The following is an 18,825-nucleotide window of genomic DNA, read 5'->3' on the forward strand; positions in this document are numbered from 1 at the left end:
CCGGCACGGCCCGGGGGCGGGCGGCGGATGCGCCTCGCCCGCCCCCGGCCGGCCGAAAGAACCTGCGCCCGCGCGGCAACCTTCCGTCGCGCGGCGGCAACTGATGGACGACCCGGCCTGCCGTCCGCAGGCCGCCGCTCCGGAAGGACAAGCCGTTGCCAGATCTCGACCGACGCACGCACCGCCGACGCCCGGCGACCCGCCGCGTGCTCGCCGCCGCCGGAGTCCTCGCCGTCATGGGCGCCGCCGTCCCCCTGATCGCCCAGGCCGCCCTGCCCGCGAAAGCCCACACGCTGACGGTGGCCGCTGACGGCAGCGGCCGGTACCGAACCGTGCAGGCAGCGGTGGACGGCGCGCGACCCGGCGACCGGATCCGGATCGCCAAGGGCACGTACCACGAGGTGGTACGGGTGCCGGTCGGCAAGGACGGACTGACCATCGTGGGCGGCACCGGCAACCCCGCCGACGTCGTCATCACCTATGGCAACTCCGCCGCCTCCGCCAAGTCCGGCGGCGGCCAACTCGGCACCGAGGGCAGCGCCACGGCCACCTTCGCCGCCACCGGACTGACCGTGGAGAACCTGACCGTCGAGAACACCTTCGACCGGGCCGCCGCGCAGCCGGGCACCGCGACCCAGGCCGTCGCGGTGGCGGCCGAGGGCGACCGCCAGGTCTTCCGCAACGACCGCATCATCGGCCACCAGGACACCCTGCTCGCCTGGTCCCCGAACGCCACCGCGCAGACCCGCCAGTACTTCACCGACGACTACGTCGAGGGTGCCGTCGACATGATCTTCGGCAACGCCACCGCCGTCCTCGACCGTGCCACCATCCAGGCCGACGACGACGGCGCCCCCGCCGGCGGCCTCAACGGCTTCCTCACCGCCGCCAACACGGAAGCCGCGCACAAGTACGGCCTCCTGATCACCGACAGCGCCGTCCGCTCCACCGCGAAGGACGGCACCTACTACCTCGGCCGGCCCTGGCACCCCACCGCCTCCGCCGTCGCCCAGGTGGTCGTCCGCAACACGGTGCTCCCGGCCGCGGTCAAGAGCGCCACCCCGTGGACCGACATGAGCGGCATCTCCTGGCACTCGGCCCGCCTCACCTCGTACGGCAACACCGGACCGGGCGCTGCCACGACCGCCGACAGCCCGCAGTTGTCGGCGGCCCAGGCCGGCGAGTACACCGCCACCACGTACCTCGCGGGCACCGACGGCTGGAACCCGGTCGACCGGGCGACCTCGACCAGCACCGGCTCGACCGTGCCCGCCGGAACAGCGACCGGCGACACCCGTCACGTCACCGAGCCCGCACCGCCCAACACCGTCTGCGCCACCGTCCCCGCCGCCCGGACCATGCCCTCCCGCAGTACCGACCAGGGCAGCGAAACCACCCCACCGGACACGGTCCGCATCCAGCACGCCCTCGACACCTGCACCCAGACCGGACACAACACCGTCGCCATCCGCCTGCAGGCCACCGACGCCGGCCACAACGCCTTCCTCACCGGACCGCTGACCATCCATCAGGGCGAGGTCCTGCTCCTGGACAGCAACGTGACCCTGTACGGCTCACGCAACCCCGTCGACTACCAGATCACCGGCAAGCCGACCTGCGGCACCCTCGCCTCCTCCAGCGGCGGCTGCAAGCCGCTGATCAGCGTTGCCGGAGCCAACGCCGGCATCGAGGCCGTCCGCGCCGCCGACGGCGGCCAGGGCCGCATCGACGGCCGCGGCGACCAGACCGTCCTCGGCACCACCACCAGCTGGTGGCAACTCGCCACCGACGCGCAGCAGGCCGGCTCCAACCAGAACAACCCCCGGCTGATCCAGGCCGACAACTCCGACGACTTCACCCTCTACCACGTCGACCTGCTCAACTCCCCCAACTTCCACGTCGTCTACAACGGCGGCAACGGCTTCACCGCCTGGGGCGTGCGGATCAAGACCCCCGCCACCGCCCGCAACACCGACGGCATCGACCCGGCCGGCGCCACCAACGTCACCATCACCGACTCCTCCGTCATGGACGGCGACGACGGCATCGCCATCAAGGCCGGCAACAAGCCCAGCAGCAACATCACCGTGACGAACAACCACTTCTACGGCACCCACGGCATCTCCGTCGGCAGTGAGACCAGCAGCGGCGTGACCAACGTCCTCTTCCGCGACAACACCCTCACCGGCACCGACGCCCTCGGCAACGCCAGCGGCTCCAGCACGGGCATCCGGATCAAGAGCTCCCCCGCCAACGGTGGCAGGGTCACCGGCGTCACCTACCTGAACACCTGCCTCGACGCCGTCCGCGCCCCGCTCGTCTTCGACACCCACTACTCCGCCGGCAGCGGTTCCAACACCCCCTGGTTCACCGGCATCACCGTCGACGGCGTCACCGCAACCCACTCCCCCAGCGGTGCGAGGTCCACCCTGGTCGGACTGGACAAGGCCCACCCGCTCGAACTGGCCCTGGCACACCTCAACCTCGACGTCACCACGGCGACCGCCGCCAACGCCCGCATCACCGCCACCGACACCGACCTCCACCCCTCCGGCCCCGACGTCACCGTGACCACCACCGACGGCCCGGGCACGGCCCCCACCTGCACCTTCCCCGCCTTTCCCGCCCTCTGACGTCAACGCCGTCCGGGCCCCGACCGCTCACCCCGGCCTCCTCGGAAGGCCGGGGCAGCCCGCTTGAGGACGACACCTACCCCGCCGACGCCGGGACCACCGCAGGCGCCCTCGCGGTCCGGGGCGGCTTTGCCCCGACGGGATGAGGGCCGCGCCGATCTCCGGCTCGACAAAAAATTCCTCCCCCGATCGCGGCAACCTTTGCGTGCGTGGCGACAACTGACGGGTAACCGGGGCCTGGACCAAGGCCCACTGTGCGAGAAGGACAAGCCGTTGCCAGATCAGAAACGCTCTCATCGCCGCCGCAAGGCAACCCGCCGTGTGCTCGCCACCGCCGTGGTTCTCGCCGCCGCGGGTGCTGCCGTACCGCTGGTCGCCCAGGCCGCACACACGCCGAAGGCCCGCACGCTGGCCGGTGCGGCGGCCCGCAGCGGCCGCTACTTCGGCACGGCGGTGGCCTCGGGCAGGCTCGGCGACTCGACGTACTCCACCATTCTCGACCGGGAATTCAACATGATCACCCCGGAGAACGAGATGAAGTGGGACACCACCGAACCCTCCCGCGGATCGTTCAACTTCGCCCCCGCCGACTCGATCGTCAGCCACGCCTCCGCGCACGGCCAGCGCATGCGCGGCCACACGCTGGTCTGGCACTCCCAACTGCCCGGCTGGGTCCGCTCCATCACCGACGCCAACACCCTTCGCAGTGTGATGGACAATCACATCACCACCGAGATGACCCACTACAAGGGCAAGATCTACGCCTGGGACGTGGTCAATGAGGCGTTCGACGACGGCGGCAGCGGCCAGCACCGCAGCTCCGTGTTCCAGGACGTGCTGGGCAACGGTTTCATCGAGGAGGCCTTCCGCACCGCCCGGAACGCCGACCCCTCGGTCAAGCTCTGCTACAACGACTACAGCATCGAGAACTGGTCCGACGCCAAGACCCAGGGCGTCTACAGCATGGTCAAGGACTTCAAGTCCCGCGGCGTACCCATCGACTGCGTCGGTTTCCAGAGCCACTTCGGCGCCGGCGGCCCGCCGGCCAGCTTCCAGACCACCCTGTCCAACTTCGCCGCGCTCGGCGTGGACGTCCAGATCACCGAGCTCGACATCGCCCAGGCGTCCGCCACCGCGTACGCCAACACCGTCCGGGACTGCCTCAACGTCGCTCGCTGCACCGGCATCACGGGGTGGGGCATCCGCGACAGCGACTCCTGGCGCACCGGTGAGAACCCGCTGCTGTTCGACGGCAGCGGCAACAAGAAGCCCGCCTACAGCGCGGTGCTCACCGCCCTGGGCGGCAGCAGCCGCACGCCGGGCGGGGGCATCACCTCCGGCACGTGCGCTCTGCCGTCGACGTACCGCTGGTCGTCGACGGGTGCGCTGGCGCAGCCCGCGAACGGGTGGGCGTCGGTGAAGGACTTCACCGACGTGGTGTACAAGGGCAAGCACCTGGTCTACGCGTCGAACGTGTCGGGGTCGTCGTACGGCTCGATGATGTTCAGTCCCTTCACGAACTGGTCGGACATGGCCTCGGCCGGCCAGACCGGGATGAGCCAGGCCGCGGTGGCGCCCACCCTGTTCTACTTCGCGCCCAAGAACATCTGGGTACTGGCGTACCAGTGGGGTCCGTGGCCCTTCGTCTACCGCACGTCGAGCGACCCCACCGACCCCAACGGCTGGTCCGCGCCGCAGCCGCTGTTCACCGGCAGCATCCCCAACTCCGGCACCGGCCCGATCGACCAGACCCTCATCGCCGACGACCAGAACATGTACCTGTTCTTCGCCGGCGACAACGGCAGCATCTACCGGGCGAGCATGCCGATCGGGAACTTCCCCGGCAACTTCGGCTCCTCCTACACCACCGTCATGACCGACTCCCCGACCAAACTCTTCGAGGCACCGCAGGTCTACAAGGTCAAGGACCAGAACCAGTACCTCATGATCGTCGAAGCCCAGGGCGCCAGCGGGCGCTACTTCCGCTCCTTCACGGCCACCAGCCTCAACGGTACGTGGACCCCGCAAGCCGCCAGCGAAAGCAACCCCTTCGCCGGCAAGGCCAACAGCGGCACCACCTGGACCAACGACATCAGCCACGGCGACCTGGTCCGCAACAACCCCGACCAGACCATGACCATCGACCCCTGCAACCTCCAGTTCCTCTACCAGGGCAAGTCCCCCACCGCCAACGGCCCCTACGACCAACTGCCCTGGCGGCCCGGCCTCCTCACCCTCCAGCACTGACCCACCCCCCAACCCACCACAGGGAACCCCAGCCGCCGAACCGGCCGGGGTTCCCCTCCTCCGCAGACCTGCACAGGCCGACCGCCTCGCCCGGCCCGGGCGGCGGATACGTGTCGCCCGTCCGCGGGCCGGCCGAAAGAACCTGCGCCGGAGCGGCAACCTTTCCGTCTCCGGCGCCCACTGGGCAGTGCAACGTCGAGTCGATCTACCGAATGGACGGGAATGAGGGCAACGAAGCACGCCGCCCCGCAGTCGAACCGCAGGCGCGGGCTGGTCATGGGCATACCGCTGGCGCTGGTGGCGGTCGGTCTACTGGTATGCCTGGCCTTCGCGCTCCTCCCGGGGAGCAGTGGCGAGGCCGGTGCCACGGAGCCGGCTGCCGCCTCCGTCGCGGCCACCGAGCCGAGCACGCCGCCCGGTACCGGCGTCCCGGCCGATCCCACGCCCTCGGCGGCACCGCCGTCGGTCACCAGCCCCCCGCCCTCGGCCACCGGCACCCCGTCGCCATCGGCCACTCTCACGGCGCGACCGTCGGCCGCCCCGGTCACCACGGCCACCCCGTCGCCGTCGGCCACCACCGGCGGTGCCCGCACCGCACCGGCCACGGCGTCCCAGGCCGGGCGGATCAAGCCCGGGACGAGCTACCAGGGCGTCGCAACCTCCTACGACGCCGCCGACGGCAACGGCGCCTGCTCGTTCGGCCCGTCCGGCGACCTCATGATCGCGGCAATGAACCACACCGACTACGAGTCGTCCAAGGCATGCGGAGCGTTCGTACTCGTCCGCGCGGCCAACGGGGCGAGCATCACGGTGCGGATCGTCAACGAGTGCCCGCTGCCCTGCGCACCCGGGCAGCTCGACCTCAGCCACGAGGCCTTCGCCAAACTCGCCGACCTGTCGGTGGGCCGCCTACCGATCACCTGGTCGCTGCTGAGCCCCGTCGCGCCGGACGCCATGTCGATCCGGTACAAGACCGGGTCCACCCAGTGGTGGTGCGGGATCCAGGTGATCGGCCATCGGAACCCGGTAGCGGCGTTGGAGGTCCTCACCGGCGGCGGCTGGCGGCAGTTGTCCCGCACCGACTACAACTACTTCCTCTCCCCCGACGGGAGCGGGTGCGGCGGACCGATCAGGGTCACCGACATCTACGGCGAGCAACTCACCGTCGACGGCGTCGCGTTGCAGCCGGACGTCGCCCAGCCGACCCGAGTCCAGTTCGCCCGGCATTGACCGCGCCGCTCGCCCGTCAGCCGGCGGTGGTCCCCCGCCGGGGCGACCACCGCCCCACCCCGGAGACGGGCACTGCTAGGCTCATGCCGGTTGTTAACGCTCACATTGCAGGGAGAGGGCGACCGGGGGAAATGCTCCTCGATGACGCGTCCGCGGAGTTCCACGACTTCTTCGAACGCCACTACGCCGAACTCGCCCGTCTCGCCCACCTCCTGACCGGCGAGACGGACGCGGCCGACGACCTCGCCGCGGACGCCCTGATCGCCCTGTGGCAACGCTGGGACCGGCTCCGCGCGGCCGACCACCCGCTCGCCTACGCGCGCGGGGTGGTCGCCAACATGGCCCGGGCCCGGATCCGCAGCGCGGTCCGGGAGCGGCGCCGGATCCTGCTGTTCTGGTCCCGCGCCCCGGAGAGAACGGACGGCCCGGACGTGGCTGCCGTGCTGGACGTCCGTACGGCGCTCGCCCGGCTACCGTTCCGCAAGCGGGCGTGCGTGGTGCTGCGCCACGCGTTCGACCTGTCGGAGAAGGACACCGCCGTGGCACTGGGCATATCGGTCGGTACGGTGAAGAGCCAGACCTCGAAGGGGATGGCCGAGCTGGAACGCGCACTCGGCGCACGAGCGGTCGGCGAACTGGCGACAGGAAGGAGGAATCGGTGAACGAGGACATCGCCTGGCGACTGCGCGAGGCCGCCGAGGCCCACCAGCCCGACCGCGCACGGATCCTGGCCCTCGTCGAACGCGGCGCGGCCGGACCTCCCGTCCGCCACCGCACACCGTCGTTCGCGAGGTCGTGGCCCAAGGCCGCCCTCGCCGGCCTCGCCACCGCCGGCATCCTGGCGACCGGCGGCCTCGCCGTCGCCGGTATCATCCGGACCCCGCCGCCGTCGGACACCGCCACCACCGCTCCGAGCGCCCCCTCCCCGACTGCCACTCCGACGCCGACGCGGTCGGCTCCCCCAACCGCCACCGCTCCGGCACCGACCCCAGCCACCACCACCCCGGCCAGTCCGCACCCGAGCCCGTCCTCCGGCAGCCGGGCCCAGAACGGGCCGCTGTGGTCGGAGGGATCGATCGACTCGCACAGCAACGTCTACTGGGCACAGAGCAACCTCGCCCTCAAGACCACCCAGCCACTCACCTCGCTCACGGTGGAACTGCGCATCGCCCAGACCGGCGACGTACGGGACACCGGCAACTGGCGGACCCTGCCGGCCGACGACTTCACCGTCACCGTCCAGGAGTCCGGCGGTGTGCTGGTCTACCGCTGGATGCTCAAGCCGGGCCGTACCGTGCCCGCCGGGCAGCACGAGTTCGCCGGCCAGTACAACCACGCGGCCGGCGTTCGCAGTTCCGCGAACGACAGCTACCGCGTCGACGCCCAGTCGGCGGGCGGCACCGCGTCCGTCTGGGGAGGCTTCGCCCCGACGAGGTGAGGGCCGACCCTCCGAGAAGTCGGCCGGCCCTCGCGGCACCCACCGGTTCGCGTACCGGGCCCGCGATCCTTCCGGGCCGGAGCCGGGCCGGAGCCGGAACCGCGGCCGGAGGCCGTGCGCGTTCCTCCCCCACGGACGCGGCCAGGGCGCCCGCTCGAACGAGCGGGCGCCCTGAACCGGCTCGGACTCCGGCTCGGATTCCGGCTCGGATTCCGGCTCGGATTCCGGCTTGGAGGCCTTCGGGTCAGGCGCCGACCGGCTCCCTCTGGGCGAGGTTCGAGGCCGCCTGGGCGGCGGGCTTCCGCAGTCCCTTGAGCAGGACCACCACCGCCGTGGTGACCACCGTGCCCGCCGCGACCGCGGTCAGGTACAGGAACGGACTGCCGATCAGCGGGAGCACCCAGATCCCACCGTGAGGGGCACGCAGGGTGGAGCCGAAGGCCATCACCAGGCCGCCGGCGGTCATGCTGCCGACGATGTTCGCCGGGATGACCCGCAGCGGGTCGGCCGCCGCGAACGGGATCGCGCCTTCGGTGATGAACGACGCGCCGAGCACCCAGGCGGCCTTGCCGTTCTCCCGCTCCTCGGAGGTGAACAGCCCACGCCGGACGACGGTCGCCAGGGCCATGCCCAGCGGCGGGGTCATACCGGCGGCCATCACGGCGGCCATCACCTTGAGACTGCCGGCGTCCGGGGTGGTACCCGCGGCGGTGAGCGCACCGGCCGCGAAGGTGTACGCGACCTTGTTGAGCGGACCGCCCATGTCGAAGGCCATCATCGCGCCGAGCAGCAGGCCGAGCAGGACCGCGTTGGAACCGGAGAGGCCGTTCAGCCAGTCGGTCAGGCCGTTCATCGCCGAGGCGATCGGCGAGCCGACCACCACGAACATCAGGAAGCCGACCGCCGCCACCGACAGCAGCGGGATCACCACGACCGGCATGATGCCCCTGATCGCGCGCGGCACGTTCCAGCGGATCATCCACAGCACCAGGAAGCCCGCGGCCAGGCCCGACACGATGCCGCCGAGGAAGCCCGCGCCGACCGCCACCGAGACGGCACCGCCCGCGATTCCGGCGGCCAGTGCCGCCCGGTCCGCGATCGCCCAGGCGATGTACCCGGAGAGGATCGGGACGAGGAAGCCGAAGGAGGTCTTGCCGGTCTGGAACAGCATCGCCGCCCAGCTGTGCGAGGAGGTCCAGTCGAAGTGGCCCAGCACGGACGGGGCGGAGGCGATCTGGTAGCCGCCGATCGCGAAGGCGAGGGCGATCAGCAGGCCGCCGGCCGCGACGAACGGGATCATGTAACTGACGCCCGTCATCAGGTACTTGCGCAGCCGCTGGGCCCAGTGCTCGCCCGCCGACGCGCTCGCTGCGGCGACCGGGGCGACGGCACGCGCCCCGCTGCCGGTCTCGGCGACCAGCCCGGCGGCCTGCGCGATCAGGTCGTCGGCGCGGTTGACGGCGGCCTTCACGCCCACGTCCACGGTCGGCTTGCCGGCGAAGCGGGCGCGGTCCCGGACCTCGACGTCATGGGCGAAGATCACCGCGTCGGCCGCCGCGATCACCTCGGGGGCCAGCACCGTCGTCCCGGCCGACCCCTGGGTCTCGACCTGGATCCGCGCACCCGCCCGGGCGGCGGCCAGTTCCAGGGCCTTGGCCGCCATGTAGGTGTGGGCGATGCCGGTCGGGCAGGAGGTCACCGCGACCAGTCGCAGCCCGCTGTCGACGCCGGGGTCAGGAACGGCGCCCGTCTCCGGAACGGCGGCCGGCGCCGCAGCAGCGGCCGTCGCGGGAACGACGGCCGGTGCCTCCTCGCCGTTGATCAGGGCCGCGACCGCGCCCGGGCTCCCGGCATCGCGCAGGGCACCGGTGAAGGCGGGGTCCATCAGCCGGCGGGCCAGCGCGGCGAGGATCTGCAGGTGGGTGTCGTCCGCACCGGCCGGTGCCGCGATCATGAAGATCAGGTCGGCGGGCCGACCGTCCGGGGCGTCGAAGTCCACGCCCCTGGTGCTGCGGCCGAAGGCCAGGCTCGGCCGCGTGACGTGGGGTGATCTGCAGTGCGGGATGCCGATCCCGTCCCCCATCCCGGTCGGGGCCTGGGCCTCGCGGGCGGCCACGTCGGCGAGGAAGCCGTCGAGGTCGGTCACCCGGCCCTCGGCGACCAGCCGCTGGGCGAGCGAGCGGAGGGCTTCGCTCTTGTCCGCGGGGGCGAGGTGGAGATCAACGAGTGCGGGTGTGATCAGTCCGCTGGTGTCGCTCATCGTGTCGATCCTTCGACTGGTGCCTGACAGTGTTCCCTTGCCCCCGGGAATGGTCGCCGTTCCGTCCCACACGGTCGGGCGGGGTGCCTCCGGCAGGAGGCGGTTCTCAGCCGCGAAGCGGTCGTTCGAGCGGGATGTCCGCCGTCACGACCACCGCGGCCGGGTCCAGATCGGCCGGGGTCGGCATGACGCTCCCCGGCAGCTGTACGGCGGCGGCGCCGTGCGCCAGGGCCGCCGCCAGTGCCCCGGGGCCGGTGCCACCGGCTCCGAGGAAGCCCGCGAGCGAGGCGTCGCCCGCTCCCACGTCGCTGCGGACGGCGGCGACCGGTGCGCTGCCGTACCAGCCGCCCTCCTCGGCGATCAGCAGCATCCCGTCCGCCCCGAGGCTGGCGAGGACCTGCCGGGCGCCGCGCTTGCGCAGTTCCCCGGCCGCGTCCACGGCGTCGCCGACGGTGGCGACCGGGCGGCCCGCGGCCTCGGCGAGTTCCTCCCGGTTGGGCTTGACCACGTCGGGGCGGGCCGAGAGCGCGGCGAGCAGCGCGGGGCCGGAGGTGTCCAGGGCGATCCGGGCGCCACCCGAGTGCACCTGCGCGACCAACTCGGCGTACCACTCGGGCTCCAGGCCGCGCGGCAGGCTGCCGCAGCAGGCCAGCCAGTCGACGCCGTTCCCGGTGTCCTGCCCGATCTTCTGGGTGTCGCGGACGAGGGCCAGCAGCGCGTCCGACTCGGCGGCGCTGAGCTCGGGGCCCACCGCGTTGATCTTCGTGAGGCTGCCGCCGTCCTCGGCGATCGAGACGTTGATCCGGGTGTCGCCCGAGATGGCGACCGCTGCCACGTCGATGCCCTGTCGGCGCAGCAGATCGGAGAGCAGCCCGCCGGAGAGGCCGCCCAGTGGCAGGACGGCCGTGGTGCGGTGGCCGGCGGCGGTGAGCGCGCGGGAGACGTTGACGCCCTTGCCGCCGGGGTCGAGCCGGTCGTGCGCGGCTCGGTTGACCTCGCCCGGTGTGAGCGTTCCCAGCTCGTAGGTGCGATCGAGGCTGGGGTTGGGGGTGATGGTGACGATCATGCGCGGATGACTTCCGGTCCGTGGTTCTCGATCTCGGCGGCCTGCTCGTCGGTCAGTCCAGTGTCCGTGACCAGGACGTCGACCTGATCCAGCGAGCCGAACCGGGCGAAGTGGCGGGCGCCGTACTTGGAGGAGTCGGCCACCAGGACGACTCGGCGTGCCCCGGCGAGCATGGCCCTCTTGACGGCGGCCTCAGCGAGGTCCGGCGTCGACAGGCCCCCCTCCGGGGAGAAGCCGTTGGTGGCGACCACCGCGACGTCCGCGTGGATGTCGGCCAGGTCGCGCAGCGCCCAGGCGTCGACGGCCGCCTGGGTGCGGTGGCGCAGCCGCCCGCCGACGAGGTGGAGGGCGAGCGCGGGGTGGTCGGCCAGCCGGGCGGCGACCGGGAGGGCGTTGGTGACGACGGTGAGGGCGCAGTCCACGGGCAGCAGTCCGGCCAGCCGGGAGACGGTCGTCCCGGCGTCGAGGATCACGCTGCCCTCGCTGGGCAGCAGGGCCAGGGCCGCCCTGGCGATGCGTTCCTTCTCGGCCGCGGCCGTGGAGTCCCGTTCGGCCAGGCCTGGTTCCAGGTGCAGTGCTCCGACGGGCAGCGCGCCGCCGTGCACCCGGTGCAGCAGGCCGGCCCGGTCCAAGGCGCTCAGGTCACGCCGGATGGTCTCCTGCGTGACGCCGAAGTCCTCGGCCAGCGTCTGCACGTCCACCCTGCCCTGCTCCTGGGCGAGGTGGAGGATCTGTTGCTGCCGCTCGGGTGCGTACATGTGGGATTGGGTCCGTTTCATGTCCGTTTACGCCTGGTGAAGCCCGACCATACGCGCTCCGGACAGAAAAGCAAGAGGTCGTTCCGCCTCTCGTCCACTCCATGAAATGCGCCCGAATGTGTTGACATCTCTGCGCAACCGGGCGTAGAACCAACCGAAACAACGCGCTAACGGGCGTGAAACCACAGGCTGCCTGGTCGCCGCGACTGCCCCCGTACGGCGAGGACCAGGCATCAACACGGTGGCCCGCGCTTCACCCTCCGCGTGGGCCACCGTGCTCCACTCCCCCGCCGACCCGGTTCCCACCCGGGTCGGCGATCCTCTCCTTCCTCTCCCCAAGGACCCAAGGACTCCCATGCACTCGATCCAGGTCACCGTCGGCTCCAGCAGCGGTCTGCACGCCCGCCCGGCGTCACTGTTCGTCCAGGCTTCCGCCCGACAGCCGGTCAAGGTCACCGTCGGCCGCCCGGGCCAGGCGCCGGTCGACGCCCGCAGCCTGCTGTCCGTCCTCGCCCTGGCCGCCGGCCGCGGCGAGATCCTGGAGCTCACCGCCTCCGGTGACGGGGCCGAGGACGCACTCAAGGCGCTCGCCGAGCTGCTCGCCTCCGACCTCGACGCAGCGGCATGACCGACCTGATGCGCGGAATCGGTGTCGGCACCGGCAGTGCGGCAGGCCCGGTCGCCCGAATGGCTCCCCCGGTCCCGCTGCCCGCACCGAGGGCGGTCACCGACCCGGCGGCCGAGGCGGCCGCGGTCCGCGCCGCCCTCGGTGCGGTCGTCACCGACCTCGACGAGCGCGCCGCCCGTACAAGCGGCACCGGTTCCGAGGTGCTCGCGGCCCAGGCCATGATGGCCGCCGACCCGGTCCTCGCCGACCGGGCCGCCGGGCTCGCCGAGCAGAGCACCGACGGCGCCCACGCGCTGGCCGCCGCCTTCGACGGCTTCCGTGACTCGCTGGTGGCCGCCGGCGGGTACTTCGCCGAACGCGCCGCCGACCTGGACGACCTGCGCGACCGCGCGGTGGCCCACCTGCTGGGCCTGCCCGTGCCGGGCCTGCCCGACCCCGGGCACCCGTACGTCCTGGTCGCCGCCGACCTGGCGCCCGCCGACACCGCGCTGCTCGACCCCGAGCGGGTACTGGCCCTCGTCACCGTCCGCGGCGGTCCGACCAGCCACACGGCCATCCTCGCCAAGGCGCTCGGCGTGCCCGCCGTCGTCGGCTGCACCGGCGCCATGGAGCTGGAGGACGGCCGACAGGTCCTGGTGCGCGGCGCGGACGGCGTGATCGAACCCGACCCGAGTCCGGAAGCCATCGAGCGGGCCGCTGCGCGCGAGCGCCGACGCCTCGAGCTGCTGGCCGGGTTCCAGGGGCCGGGCCGGACGGCGGACGGCCGTCCGGTCGCGCTGCTGGTCAACCTCGGTGCGCCGCACGAGCTGGCCGGCGCGGCCGCCGCCGACGCCGAGGGGGTGGGCCTGTTCCGCACCGAGTTCCTCTTCCTGGACCGCGCCGAGGCCCCGGACCGCGCCGAACAGGCCGCCGCCTACCGGCAGGTCTTCGCGGCCTTCGCCGGCCGCCGGGTGGTCGTCCGCACACTCGACGCGGGCGCGGACAAGCCGCTGCCCTTCGCCACCGCCGCCGACGAGGAGAACCCGGCCCTCGGCGTCCGCGGTCTGCGGACAGCCGCCCGCGATCCGCAGCTCCTGGAGACCCAGCTCGCCGCGATCGCCGAGGCCGCCGAGGACAGCACCGCGCAGGTCTGGGTCATGGCCCCGATGGTGTCGATCCCGCGCGAGGCAGCCGAGTTCGCTGCCCGGGTACGCGCGCACGGCCTGCCGATGGCCGGCGCGATGATCGAAGTCCCGGCAGCCGCCCTGCGGACCGACCAACTGGCCGCGTCCTGCGACTTCTTCAGTGTCGGCACCAACGACCTGGCCCAGTACGCCTTCGCGGCCGACCGGACGCTCGGCTCCCTCGCCGAACTGCTCGACCCCTGGCAGCCGGCCCTGCTCTCGCTGGTCGCCGCCACCGCCCGGTCCGCGGCCGAGCACGGCCGTCCGATCGGCGTGTGCGGTGAGGCCGCCGCCGACCCGGCACTCGCCCTGGTGCTGGTCGGCCTCGGGATCACCAGCCTGTCGGCCGCACCCGCCGCACTCCCCGAGGTGCGGGCGGCGTTGGCCTCTCACACCCTCGCGCAGTGCCGCGAACTCGCCGAGCTGGCCCTGCTCGCCAACGACGCCGCGGATGCCCGCGGCAAGGTCCGGTCGTACGTCGCCGGACGCTGATCCACTCCTTTGCAGCATCGGCCCCGATCTGCCCGGCGCGCGAAGGGCTCGGACCTCGCCGTCGACCGCATCCGCCGTCCCCGCGACTTCGGCGCGTCGATCGGCCGCTCAGGCGCAGGCAGTACGCGGCTCACGCCGACGGCGGGGCACTCCTCGTTGCTCAGCGACGGCGAACCGAGCCAGCGCCGGGCCGGGACTGCCGAGCCTGCGGTCGGTGGGAGCCTTATCTCCGGCTCGGCCCCCGGCAGGTCGGGCCTCCTGCCGTGGCCTGGTCGCGGGTGCGCAGCAGTGGGGCGACCCAGCTGCGGTAGGGCCTCCACCGGTCGGCGATCCCGGCGAGTCGGGTGACGTCGGTGGCGGCCGAGGCGTCGAGCCCGTAGGCGTTGACGGTGGCCCGATGGAGGCGTGGGGCGTGGTGGGGGAAGAGGTCGGGGTGTCCTGCTCCGCGGATGAGCACGAGTTCGGCGGAGAAGGGGCCGATGCCGGGAAAGGCGCGCAGTTCGGCGAGGGCCTGGCCCGCGGGCAGGGCGCGCAGGCGGGCCGCGTCGAGGTGTCCCGGCGAGGGCAGCTTCGGCCACCGCGTGCAGTCGCCGCAGTCCGTCGGTCACCGCCCGGCCCGGGGCGCCGGGGTGCCCGGCGAGTTCGGCGCGGACCGTGCCCGGGGTGCCGTCTGCCCTAGCCTCCTGTCGGACCGCGGCCGCGCTGACGGAGGTGCCGTCGTCGGCGGTGAAGGCGAGGCCGAGGATCCCGTCGGTGGCGCGGGGGTGGCTCGCGGGGGTGAAGCCCTCCAGGAACCGGATGGCGGCGGCGGGCGAGAAGGGCCCGGTGGGGGGCGGGGGAGACGGCGGCCACGGGTCAGCCCCCGTGTGCGGTGAGGGTGTAGCCCTCGGGGCCCTCGAAGGAGAACATCGGCCCGAACGGGCTGTCCGCCATGGGGGTCAGGATCCTGACTCCGGCGGCGGCGAGCTGGTCACGGAGCTGGTGGGCGTCCGGGGTCCGGAACCAGAGCACCACGCCCAGGCCGGGCCGGGCGGAGTCGGTGAGGTCCACGCCCGGGAGGAGCTCGCGGACGGCGAACGGGGTCGGCTTGGTGTCGAACACGACCGCGTGCGGCGGCGAGACCGCCGCCCGGCGCAGCCCCAGGTGCTGTTCACAGAAGGCGGCTGCGGCGTTCACGTCGCGGACCTGCAGGGCGACGAAGTCGGGGCCGTCGATGGTGGCGGGCATGGGGGTCTCCTCGATCTCAAATGTCAGGACTTTGACATAGCGGAGACTAGGACCCCTGGGCTGAGCGTGTCAAAATGCTGACATGATGGAGAAGCCGCAGGCCGAGCCGCCGCACCGAGCGAAAGACGTCACCCGACACGTGGGGTACGCACTCAAGCGCGCCCAGGCCGCCCTGCGCAGCGCCATGGACGGGGTTCTGCGCGAGCACGAGCTGACCGTTCCGCAGTACGCCACCCTCGAACTCCTGGCCCTGAACCCCGGCATGTCCAACGCCGACCTCGCGCGCGCGACCTTCGTCACCCGCCAGTCCGGCAACGTCGTGCTGCAGGGCCTGCAGGAGACGGGGCTGATCACCCGCCCGGCCACCGCCGACCACGGCCGGGCCCGCCCGGCCCACCTCACCGAGGAGGGCCGGGCACGCCTGGACGCCGTCCAGGACGCCGTCTACGCCGTCGAGCGACACATGACGGCGGCGATCCCGCCCGAGCGCGTGGCGGCGCTGCTAACCGACCTCGACCGCATGGCGGCGGCCCTGGAGGAGTGACCGACCGTCAGGTTGGTCGCCGACCGAGGATTCGTCGTCGACGTCATCCAGGGCGGCGCCGGCACCTCGCGGCAGGCAGCGACGATCGCGGCGGCCTTCGCGGGCTCCAGCAGACCGAGTTCCTCGTTGGCGAGGGCGGCGGCCTCCTTCACGGCGGCGAGGGCGTCGCGGCCCCAGCAGGTCGTGTTCACTGCGGGTGGCGACGGTCATGGCGTGCGGGTCCTCTTCCCGAGGCGGGTGAGCGAGGTCGTGGCGTGACGCGGGTCAGGCAGGGGTGAGCACGGCGGTCGGGTCCAGCGCCGCCACCGGCCGGACGCCGCCGACGGGCCGGCCTCCGCCGGTCATCGGCTCCCCGGCGAACCCGGTGAGCAGCCGCGGGTCGACTCCCGCCCGCGCCAGGGCGGCGGCCGCCACCGGGATGCGCGCCCGGTTCGCGCCGTCGGCGATCTTCACGGCGACCGCCCGGCCGTCCGGGAGCGCGGCGATCTGGACGCCTTCGAAGCCGTCCTTGGCGAGCAGCCCGGGCACCGCGCGCATCAGCTCGGCCACGTCCCGGCCCGCGCCGGAGGCCATCTCCGGATGGTCGCGCAGCGCGTCCGCCACCCGGCGCTCGGCGGTGCCCGGCGCCGCCGTGGCGATACGGGCGGCGGCGCGGGCGAGGCCGTGCAGGGACACCGCGAACAGCGGGGAGCCGCAGCCGTCGACGGTGACGTTCGCGGTGCGCTGGCCGGTGAGCTCCTCGACGACCTCGGCGATCGCCGTCTGGAGCGGATGGGCCGGGTCGAGGTACGTCTGCAGGGGCCAGCCGTTGAGCGTGCAGAGGTACAGCATCGCGGCGTGCTTGCCGGAGCAGTTCTGGGCGAGCCGGGAGGGCGGGCGGCCCTCGCGCACCCAGGCGTCCCGGACGGCCGGGCCGTACGGCAGGTCCGGGACGTTGCGCAGGTCCTCCTCGGCGACCCCGGCCAGTTCGAGGATCCGCCGGGTGCCGGCGAGGTGGCGTTCCTCGCCGGAGTGGCTCCCCATCGCGAGGGACAGCAGGTCGCCGTCGAGCGGCAGCCCGGCCCTCACCATGGCGACGGCCTGGACGGGCTTGAGAGCGGACCGCGGGTAGCAGGCCGCCTCGATGTCGCCGATGCGGAACCGAACTTCTCCGTCGCCGCCGAGGACGACGACGGAGCCGTAGTGGATCCCCTCGACCACGCCGCCCCGGGTGACGTGGGCGACCGGTGAATGGAGGGGCTCACGGATCGGGGGCGCATCCGCGAGGAAACTGCTGCGCATCACTGCCTCGTTCGATGGTGGGTTGCTACGGGTGGCGGCCTGGCTCGCGAAGTCCCGCGAGCCATTGAGGTCTTGACGAGAGATCAGGAACGCTCGTCGCTCGTGGTCGCGGCGCGTGCGAGGCGTCCGCGGATCGCGTACCAGCCGGCGACCAGCGCTGCGGCGATCAGCGGCACGCACAGCACGGTGGTGCGCGCGGCACCACCGTCGGCGTACATGAGGACCAGTACCGACGCGAGGAAGGCGAGCGTCACGAGCTCGGTCCACGGGGAGCCGGGCAGGCGGTAGCCGGGGCGGGTCAGTTCGCCGGCCGTGGTCTTCCGCCAGAACAGGAGATGGCAGACCATGATCATGCCCCAGGTGGCGATGATGCCGATCGCCGCGAGGTTGAGCACGATCTCGAACGCGTCGGCGGGGACCACGAAGTTGAGGCCGACACCGAGGACGCACATGCCGCTGGTGAGCAGGATGCCGCCGTACGGCACCTGACTGCGGCTCATCCGCGCGGTGAAGCGCGGAGCGGAACCGTTGACCGCCATCGAGCGCAGGATCCGCCCGGTCGAGTAGAGGCCGGAGTTGAGCGAGGACATGGCCGCGGTCAGCACGACCAGGTTCATCACGCTGCCGGCCGCCGGGACCCCGACGTGGGAGAGCACGGTCACGAACGGGCTCTGGCCGGCGCTGTACCTGTTCCACGGCAGCAGCATCGAGAGCAGGACGACCGAGCCGACGTAGAAGAGGCCCACGCGCCACATGATCGAGTTGATCGCCTTCGGCATGATCTTCTCGGGGTTCTCGGTCTCCCCGGCCGTGACACCGACCAGTTCGACGGAGGCGTAGGCGAACACCACCCCCTGGATGATCAACAGCATCGGCAGCAGGCCGTTGGGGAAGATCCCGCCGTTGTCGGTGATCAGGGACGGGCCGGGGACGGCGCCGTCGACCGGGTGCTGGGTGACGAGCAGGAAGATCCCGATGCCCATGAAGACGACCAGGGCGCTGACCTTGACGATGGCGAACCAGAACTCCAGTTCACCGAAGATCCGCACCGAGATGAGGTTCACGGTCAGCACCACGGCCAGGGCTATGAGAGCGATCACCCACTGCGGAACGTCGGAGAACAGGTGCCAGTAATGGGTGTACGTGGCGACGGCGGTGATGTCGGCGATGCCGGTGGTCGCCCAGTTGAGGAAGTACATCCAGCCCGCGGTGTACGCACCCTTCTCCCCCAGGAACTCCCGGGCGTAGGACACGAAGGCGCCGGAGGACGGGCGGTACAGGACGAGTTCGCCGAGCGCGCGCACCACCAGGAACGCGAAGACGCCGCAGACGGCGTACGCGACGAACAGGGAGGGCCCGGCGTCGGCGAGGCGTCCGCCCGCGCCGAGGAAGAGCCCGGTCCCAATCGCGCCGCCGATGGCGATCATGTTGACGTTCCGGGGTTTCAGGGACTTGCTGTAGCCGGTGTCTCCGGCATCGACGTGACGGGTCGTGGGGAGTTTCTCGTCCTTGAGGAACTGCTCGCTCACGCCTCGGGTCTGCCTTCCGTCGGGGACTCCGCACGCCCGGGGCGCACGATGTCGGTGAGGGTCGTCTCGACGCGGTGCAGGTGGTGCGACATGGCCGCCACCGCGTCGGGCTCGGAACCGTCGATCAGCGCCTCGACGATCGCCCGGTGCTCGCAGTTGGACTGCTCGCGCCGACCGCCCAGCTCGTTGAGGAAGGTCGACTGACGCGCCAGTGCGTCACGGATCTCCTCGATGACCCGGCGGAAGACCGGATTGCGGGAAGCCTCGGCCACCGCCAGGTGGAAGACGGTGTCCAGCGCGACCCACGCGGTGGTGTCGGTCTCCCGCTC

General features: G+C 72.4%; 16 protein-coding genes. 8 read left to right on the top strand and 8 right to left on the bottom strand.

Annotated features, from left to right (window positions below):
* The first annotated feature begins 155 nt into the window (after positions 1 to 155).
* The 5 genes from ACFVWU_RS23995 to ACFVWU_RS24015 all read left to right on the top strand — a co-directional run bounded on the left by ACFVWU_RS23995 (position 156) and on the right by ACFVWU_RS24015 (position 7,548).
* On the top strand, positions 156 to 2,633 hold the full coding sequence (locus tag ACFVWU_RS23995; protein WP_387624472.1) for a pectinesterase family protein: 2,478 nt from the start codon (positions 156 to 158) through the stop codon (positions 2,631 to 2,633).
* Between the two features lie 273 nt (positions 2,634 to 2,906).
* The gene (locus tag ACFVWU_RS24000; protein ID WP_387624475.1) at positions 2,907 to 4,880 is read left to right on the top strand and encodes a non-reducing end alpha-L-arabinofuranosidase family hydrolase; all 1,974 of its coding nucleotides are present in this window, start codon (positions 2,907 to 2,909) and stop codon (positions 4,878 to 4,880) included.
* Between the two features lie 222 nt (positions 4,881 to 5,102).
* Positions 5,103 to 6,110, top strand: coding sequence for an expansin EXLX1 family cellulose-binding protein (locus tag ACFVWU_RS24005; RefSeq protein ID WP_387624478.1), 1,008 nt, complete (start codon positions 5,103 to 5,105; stop codon positions 6,108 to 6,110).
* Between the two features lie 131 nt (positions 6,111 to 6,241).
* On the top strand, positions 6,242 to 6,772 hold the full coding sequence (locus ACFVWU_RS24010; protein ID WP_148647100.1) for a SigE family RNA polymerase sigma factor: 531 nt from the start codon (positions 6,242 to 6,244) through the stop codon (positions 6,770 to 6,772).
* Complete coding sequence (locus ACFVWU_RS24015; protein WP_387624480.1) at positions 6,769 to 7,548, top strand: hypothetical protein; 780 nt, start codon at positions 6,769 to 6,771, stop codon at positions 7,546 to 7,548. The genes ACFVWU_RS24010 and ACFVWU_RS24015 overlap by 4 nt, the downstream gene beginning before the upstream one ends.
* A 244-nt stretch (positions 7,549 to 7,792) precedes the next feature.
* Here ACFVWU_RS24015 and ACFVWU_RS24020 read toward each other — a convergent pair whose 3' ends face one another.
* The 3 genes from ACFVWU_RS24020 to ACFVWU_RS24030 all read right to left on the bottom strand — a co-directional run bounded on the left by ACFVWU_RS24020 (position 7,793) and on the right by ACFVWU_RS24030 (position 11,632).
* Complete coding sequence (locus tag ACFVWU_RS24020; protein ID WP_387624482.1) at positions 7,793 to 9,808, bottom strand: fructose-specific PTS transporter subunit EIIC; 2,016 nt, start codon at positions 9,806 to 9,808, stop codon at positions 7,793 to 7,795.
* 106 nt (positions 9,809 to 9,914) lie between these two features.
* A complete protein-coding gene (pfkB, locus tag ACFVWU_RS24025; RefSeq protein ID WP_387624485.1) occupies positions 9,915 to 10,874 on the bottom strand; it encodes a 1-phosphofructokinase in 960 nt (319 codons plus the stop codon).
* Entirely contained in the window at positions 10,871 to 11,632 is a 762-nt protein-coding gene (locus ACFVWU_RS24030) for a DeoR/GlpR family DNA-binding transcription regulator (RefSeq protein WP_387624488.1), read from the bottom strand. The genes pfkB and ACFVWU_RS24030 overlap by 4 nt, the downstream gene beginning before the upstream one ends.
* A 355-nt stretch (positions 11,633 to 11,987) precedes the next feature.
* On the opposite strand from ACFVWU_RS24030, the gene ACFVWU_RS24035 reads away from it, so the two are divergent.
* Complete coding sequence (locus ACFVWU_RS24035) at positions 11,988 to 12,260, top strand: HPr family phosphocarrier protein (RefSeq protein WP_387624490.1); 273 nt, start codon at positions 11,988 to 11,990, stop codon at positions 12,258 to 12,260.
* An 8-nt stretch (positions 12,261 to 12,268) separates the two neighbouring features.
* Positions 12,269 to 13,915 (top strand): phosphoenolpyruvate--protein phosphotransferase, encoded by a 1,647-nt coding sequence (ptsP, locus tag ACFVWU_RS24040; protein WP_387624493.1) that lies wholly within the window; start codon positions 12,269 to 12,271, stop codon positions 13,913 to 13,915.
* A 223-nt stretch (positions 13,916 to 14,138) separates the two neighbouring features.
* Here the strand turns inward: ptsP and ACFVWU_RS24045 are convergent, their stop codons facing one another.
* On the bottom strand, positions 14,139 to 14,372 hold the full coding sequence (locus ACFVWU_RS24045; RefSeq protein ID WP_387624495.1) for a hypothetical protein: 234 nt from the start codon (positions 14,370 to 14,372) through the stop codon (positions 14,139 to 14,141).
* Between the two features lie 398 nt (positions 14,373 to 14,770).
* Positions 14,771 to 15,142, bottom strand: coding sequence for a VOC family protein (locus tag ACFVWU_RS24050; protein ID WP_387624498.1), 372 nt, complete (start codon positions 15,140 to 15,142; stop codon positions 14,771 to 14,773).
* An 82-nt stretch (positions 15,143 to 15,224) separates the two neighbouring features.
* On the opposite strand from ACFVWU_RS24050, the gene ACFVWU_RS24055 reads away from it, so the two are divergent.
* Positions 15,225 to 15,686, top strand: coding sequence for a MarR family winged helix-turn-helix transcriptional regulator (locus tag ACFVWU_RS24055; protein WP_387624501.1), 462 nt, complete (start codon positions 15,225 to 15,227; stop codon positions 15,684 to 15,686).
* A gap of 264 nt (positions 15,687 to 15,950) precedes the next feature.
* On the opposite strand, the gene ACFVWU_RS24060 is transcribed toward ACFVWU_RS24055, so the two are convergent.
* The 3 genes from ACFVWU_RS24060 to ACFVWU_RS24070 form a co-directional block, all read right to left on the bottom strand.
* Positions 15,951 to 16,967, bottom strand: coding sequence for an asparaginase (locus ACFVWU_RS24060; protein ID WP_387624503.1), 1,017 nt, complete (start codon positions 16,965 to 16,967; stop codon positions 15,951 to 15,953).
* An 83-nt stretch (positions 16,968 to 17,050) separates the two neighbouring features.
* Positions 17,051 to 18,496 carry an amino acid permease gene (locus ACFVWU_RS24065; RefSeq protein WP_387624506.1) on the bottom strand — a complete coding sequence of 482 codons (1,446 nt, stop codon included), beginning with the start codon at positions 18,494 to 18,496 and terminating at the stop codon, positions 17,051 to 17,053.
* Positions 18,493 to 18,825 (bottom strand): FadR/GntR family transcriptional regulator (locus ACFVWU_RS24070; RefSeq protein ID WP_387624508.1); only part of this gene is annotated, 333 nt, incomplete at its 5' end. The genes ACFVWU_RS24065 and ACFVWU_RS24070, both read right to left, overlap by 4 nt.

The organism is Kitasatospora sp. NPDC058190 (assembly GCF_042883685.1).
In the GTDB taxonomy this organism is placed as follows: Bacteria; Actinomycetota; Actinomycetes; order Streptomycetales; family Streptomycetaceae; genus Kitasatospora.

Bases quoted from the DNA above. Each gene is read 5' to 3' on its own strand.
- ptsP (WP_387624493.1), top strand. From the start codon at position 12,269: ATGCGCGGAATCGGTGTCGGCACCGGCAGTGCGGCAGGCCCGGTCGCC.
- ACFVWU_RS24060 (WP_387624503.1), bottom strand. From the start codon at position 16,967: ATGCGCAGCAGTTTCCTCGCGGATGCGCCCCCGATCCGTGAGCCCCTC.
- ACFVWU_RS24030 (WP_387624488.1), bottom strand. From the start codon at position 11,632: ATGTACGCACCCGAGCGGCAGCAACAGATCCTCCACCTCGCCCAGGAG.
- ACFVWU_RS24055 (WP_387624501.1), top strand. From the start codon at position 15,225: ATGATGGAGAAGCCGCAGGCCGAGCCGCCGCACCGAGCGAAAGACGTC.
- ACFVWU_RS24035 (WP_387624490.1), top strand. From the start codon at position 11,988: ATGCACTCGATCCAGGTCACCGTCGGCTCCAGCAGCGGTCTGCACGCC.
- pfkB (WP_387624485.1), bottom strand. From the start codon at position 10,874: ATGATCGTCACCATCACCCCCAACCCCAGCCTCGATCGCACCTACGAG.
- ACFVWU_RS24010 (WP_148647100.1), top strand. From the start codon at position 6,242: ATGCTCCTCGATGACGCGTCCGCGGAGTTCCACGACTTCTTCGAACGC.
- ACFVWU_RS24020 (WP_387624482.1), bottom strand. From the start codon at position 9,808: ATGAGCGACACCAGCGGACTGATCACACCCGCACTCGTTGATCTCCAC.
- ACFVWU_RS24050 (WP_387624498.1), bottom strand. From the start codon at position 15,142: ATGCCCGCCACCATCGACGGCCCCGACTTCGTCGCCCTGCAGGTCCGC.
- ACFVWU_RS24005 (WP_387624478.1), top strand. From the start codon at position 5,103: ATGAGGGCAACGAAGCACGCCGCCCCGCAGTCGAACCGCAGGCGCGGG.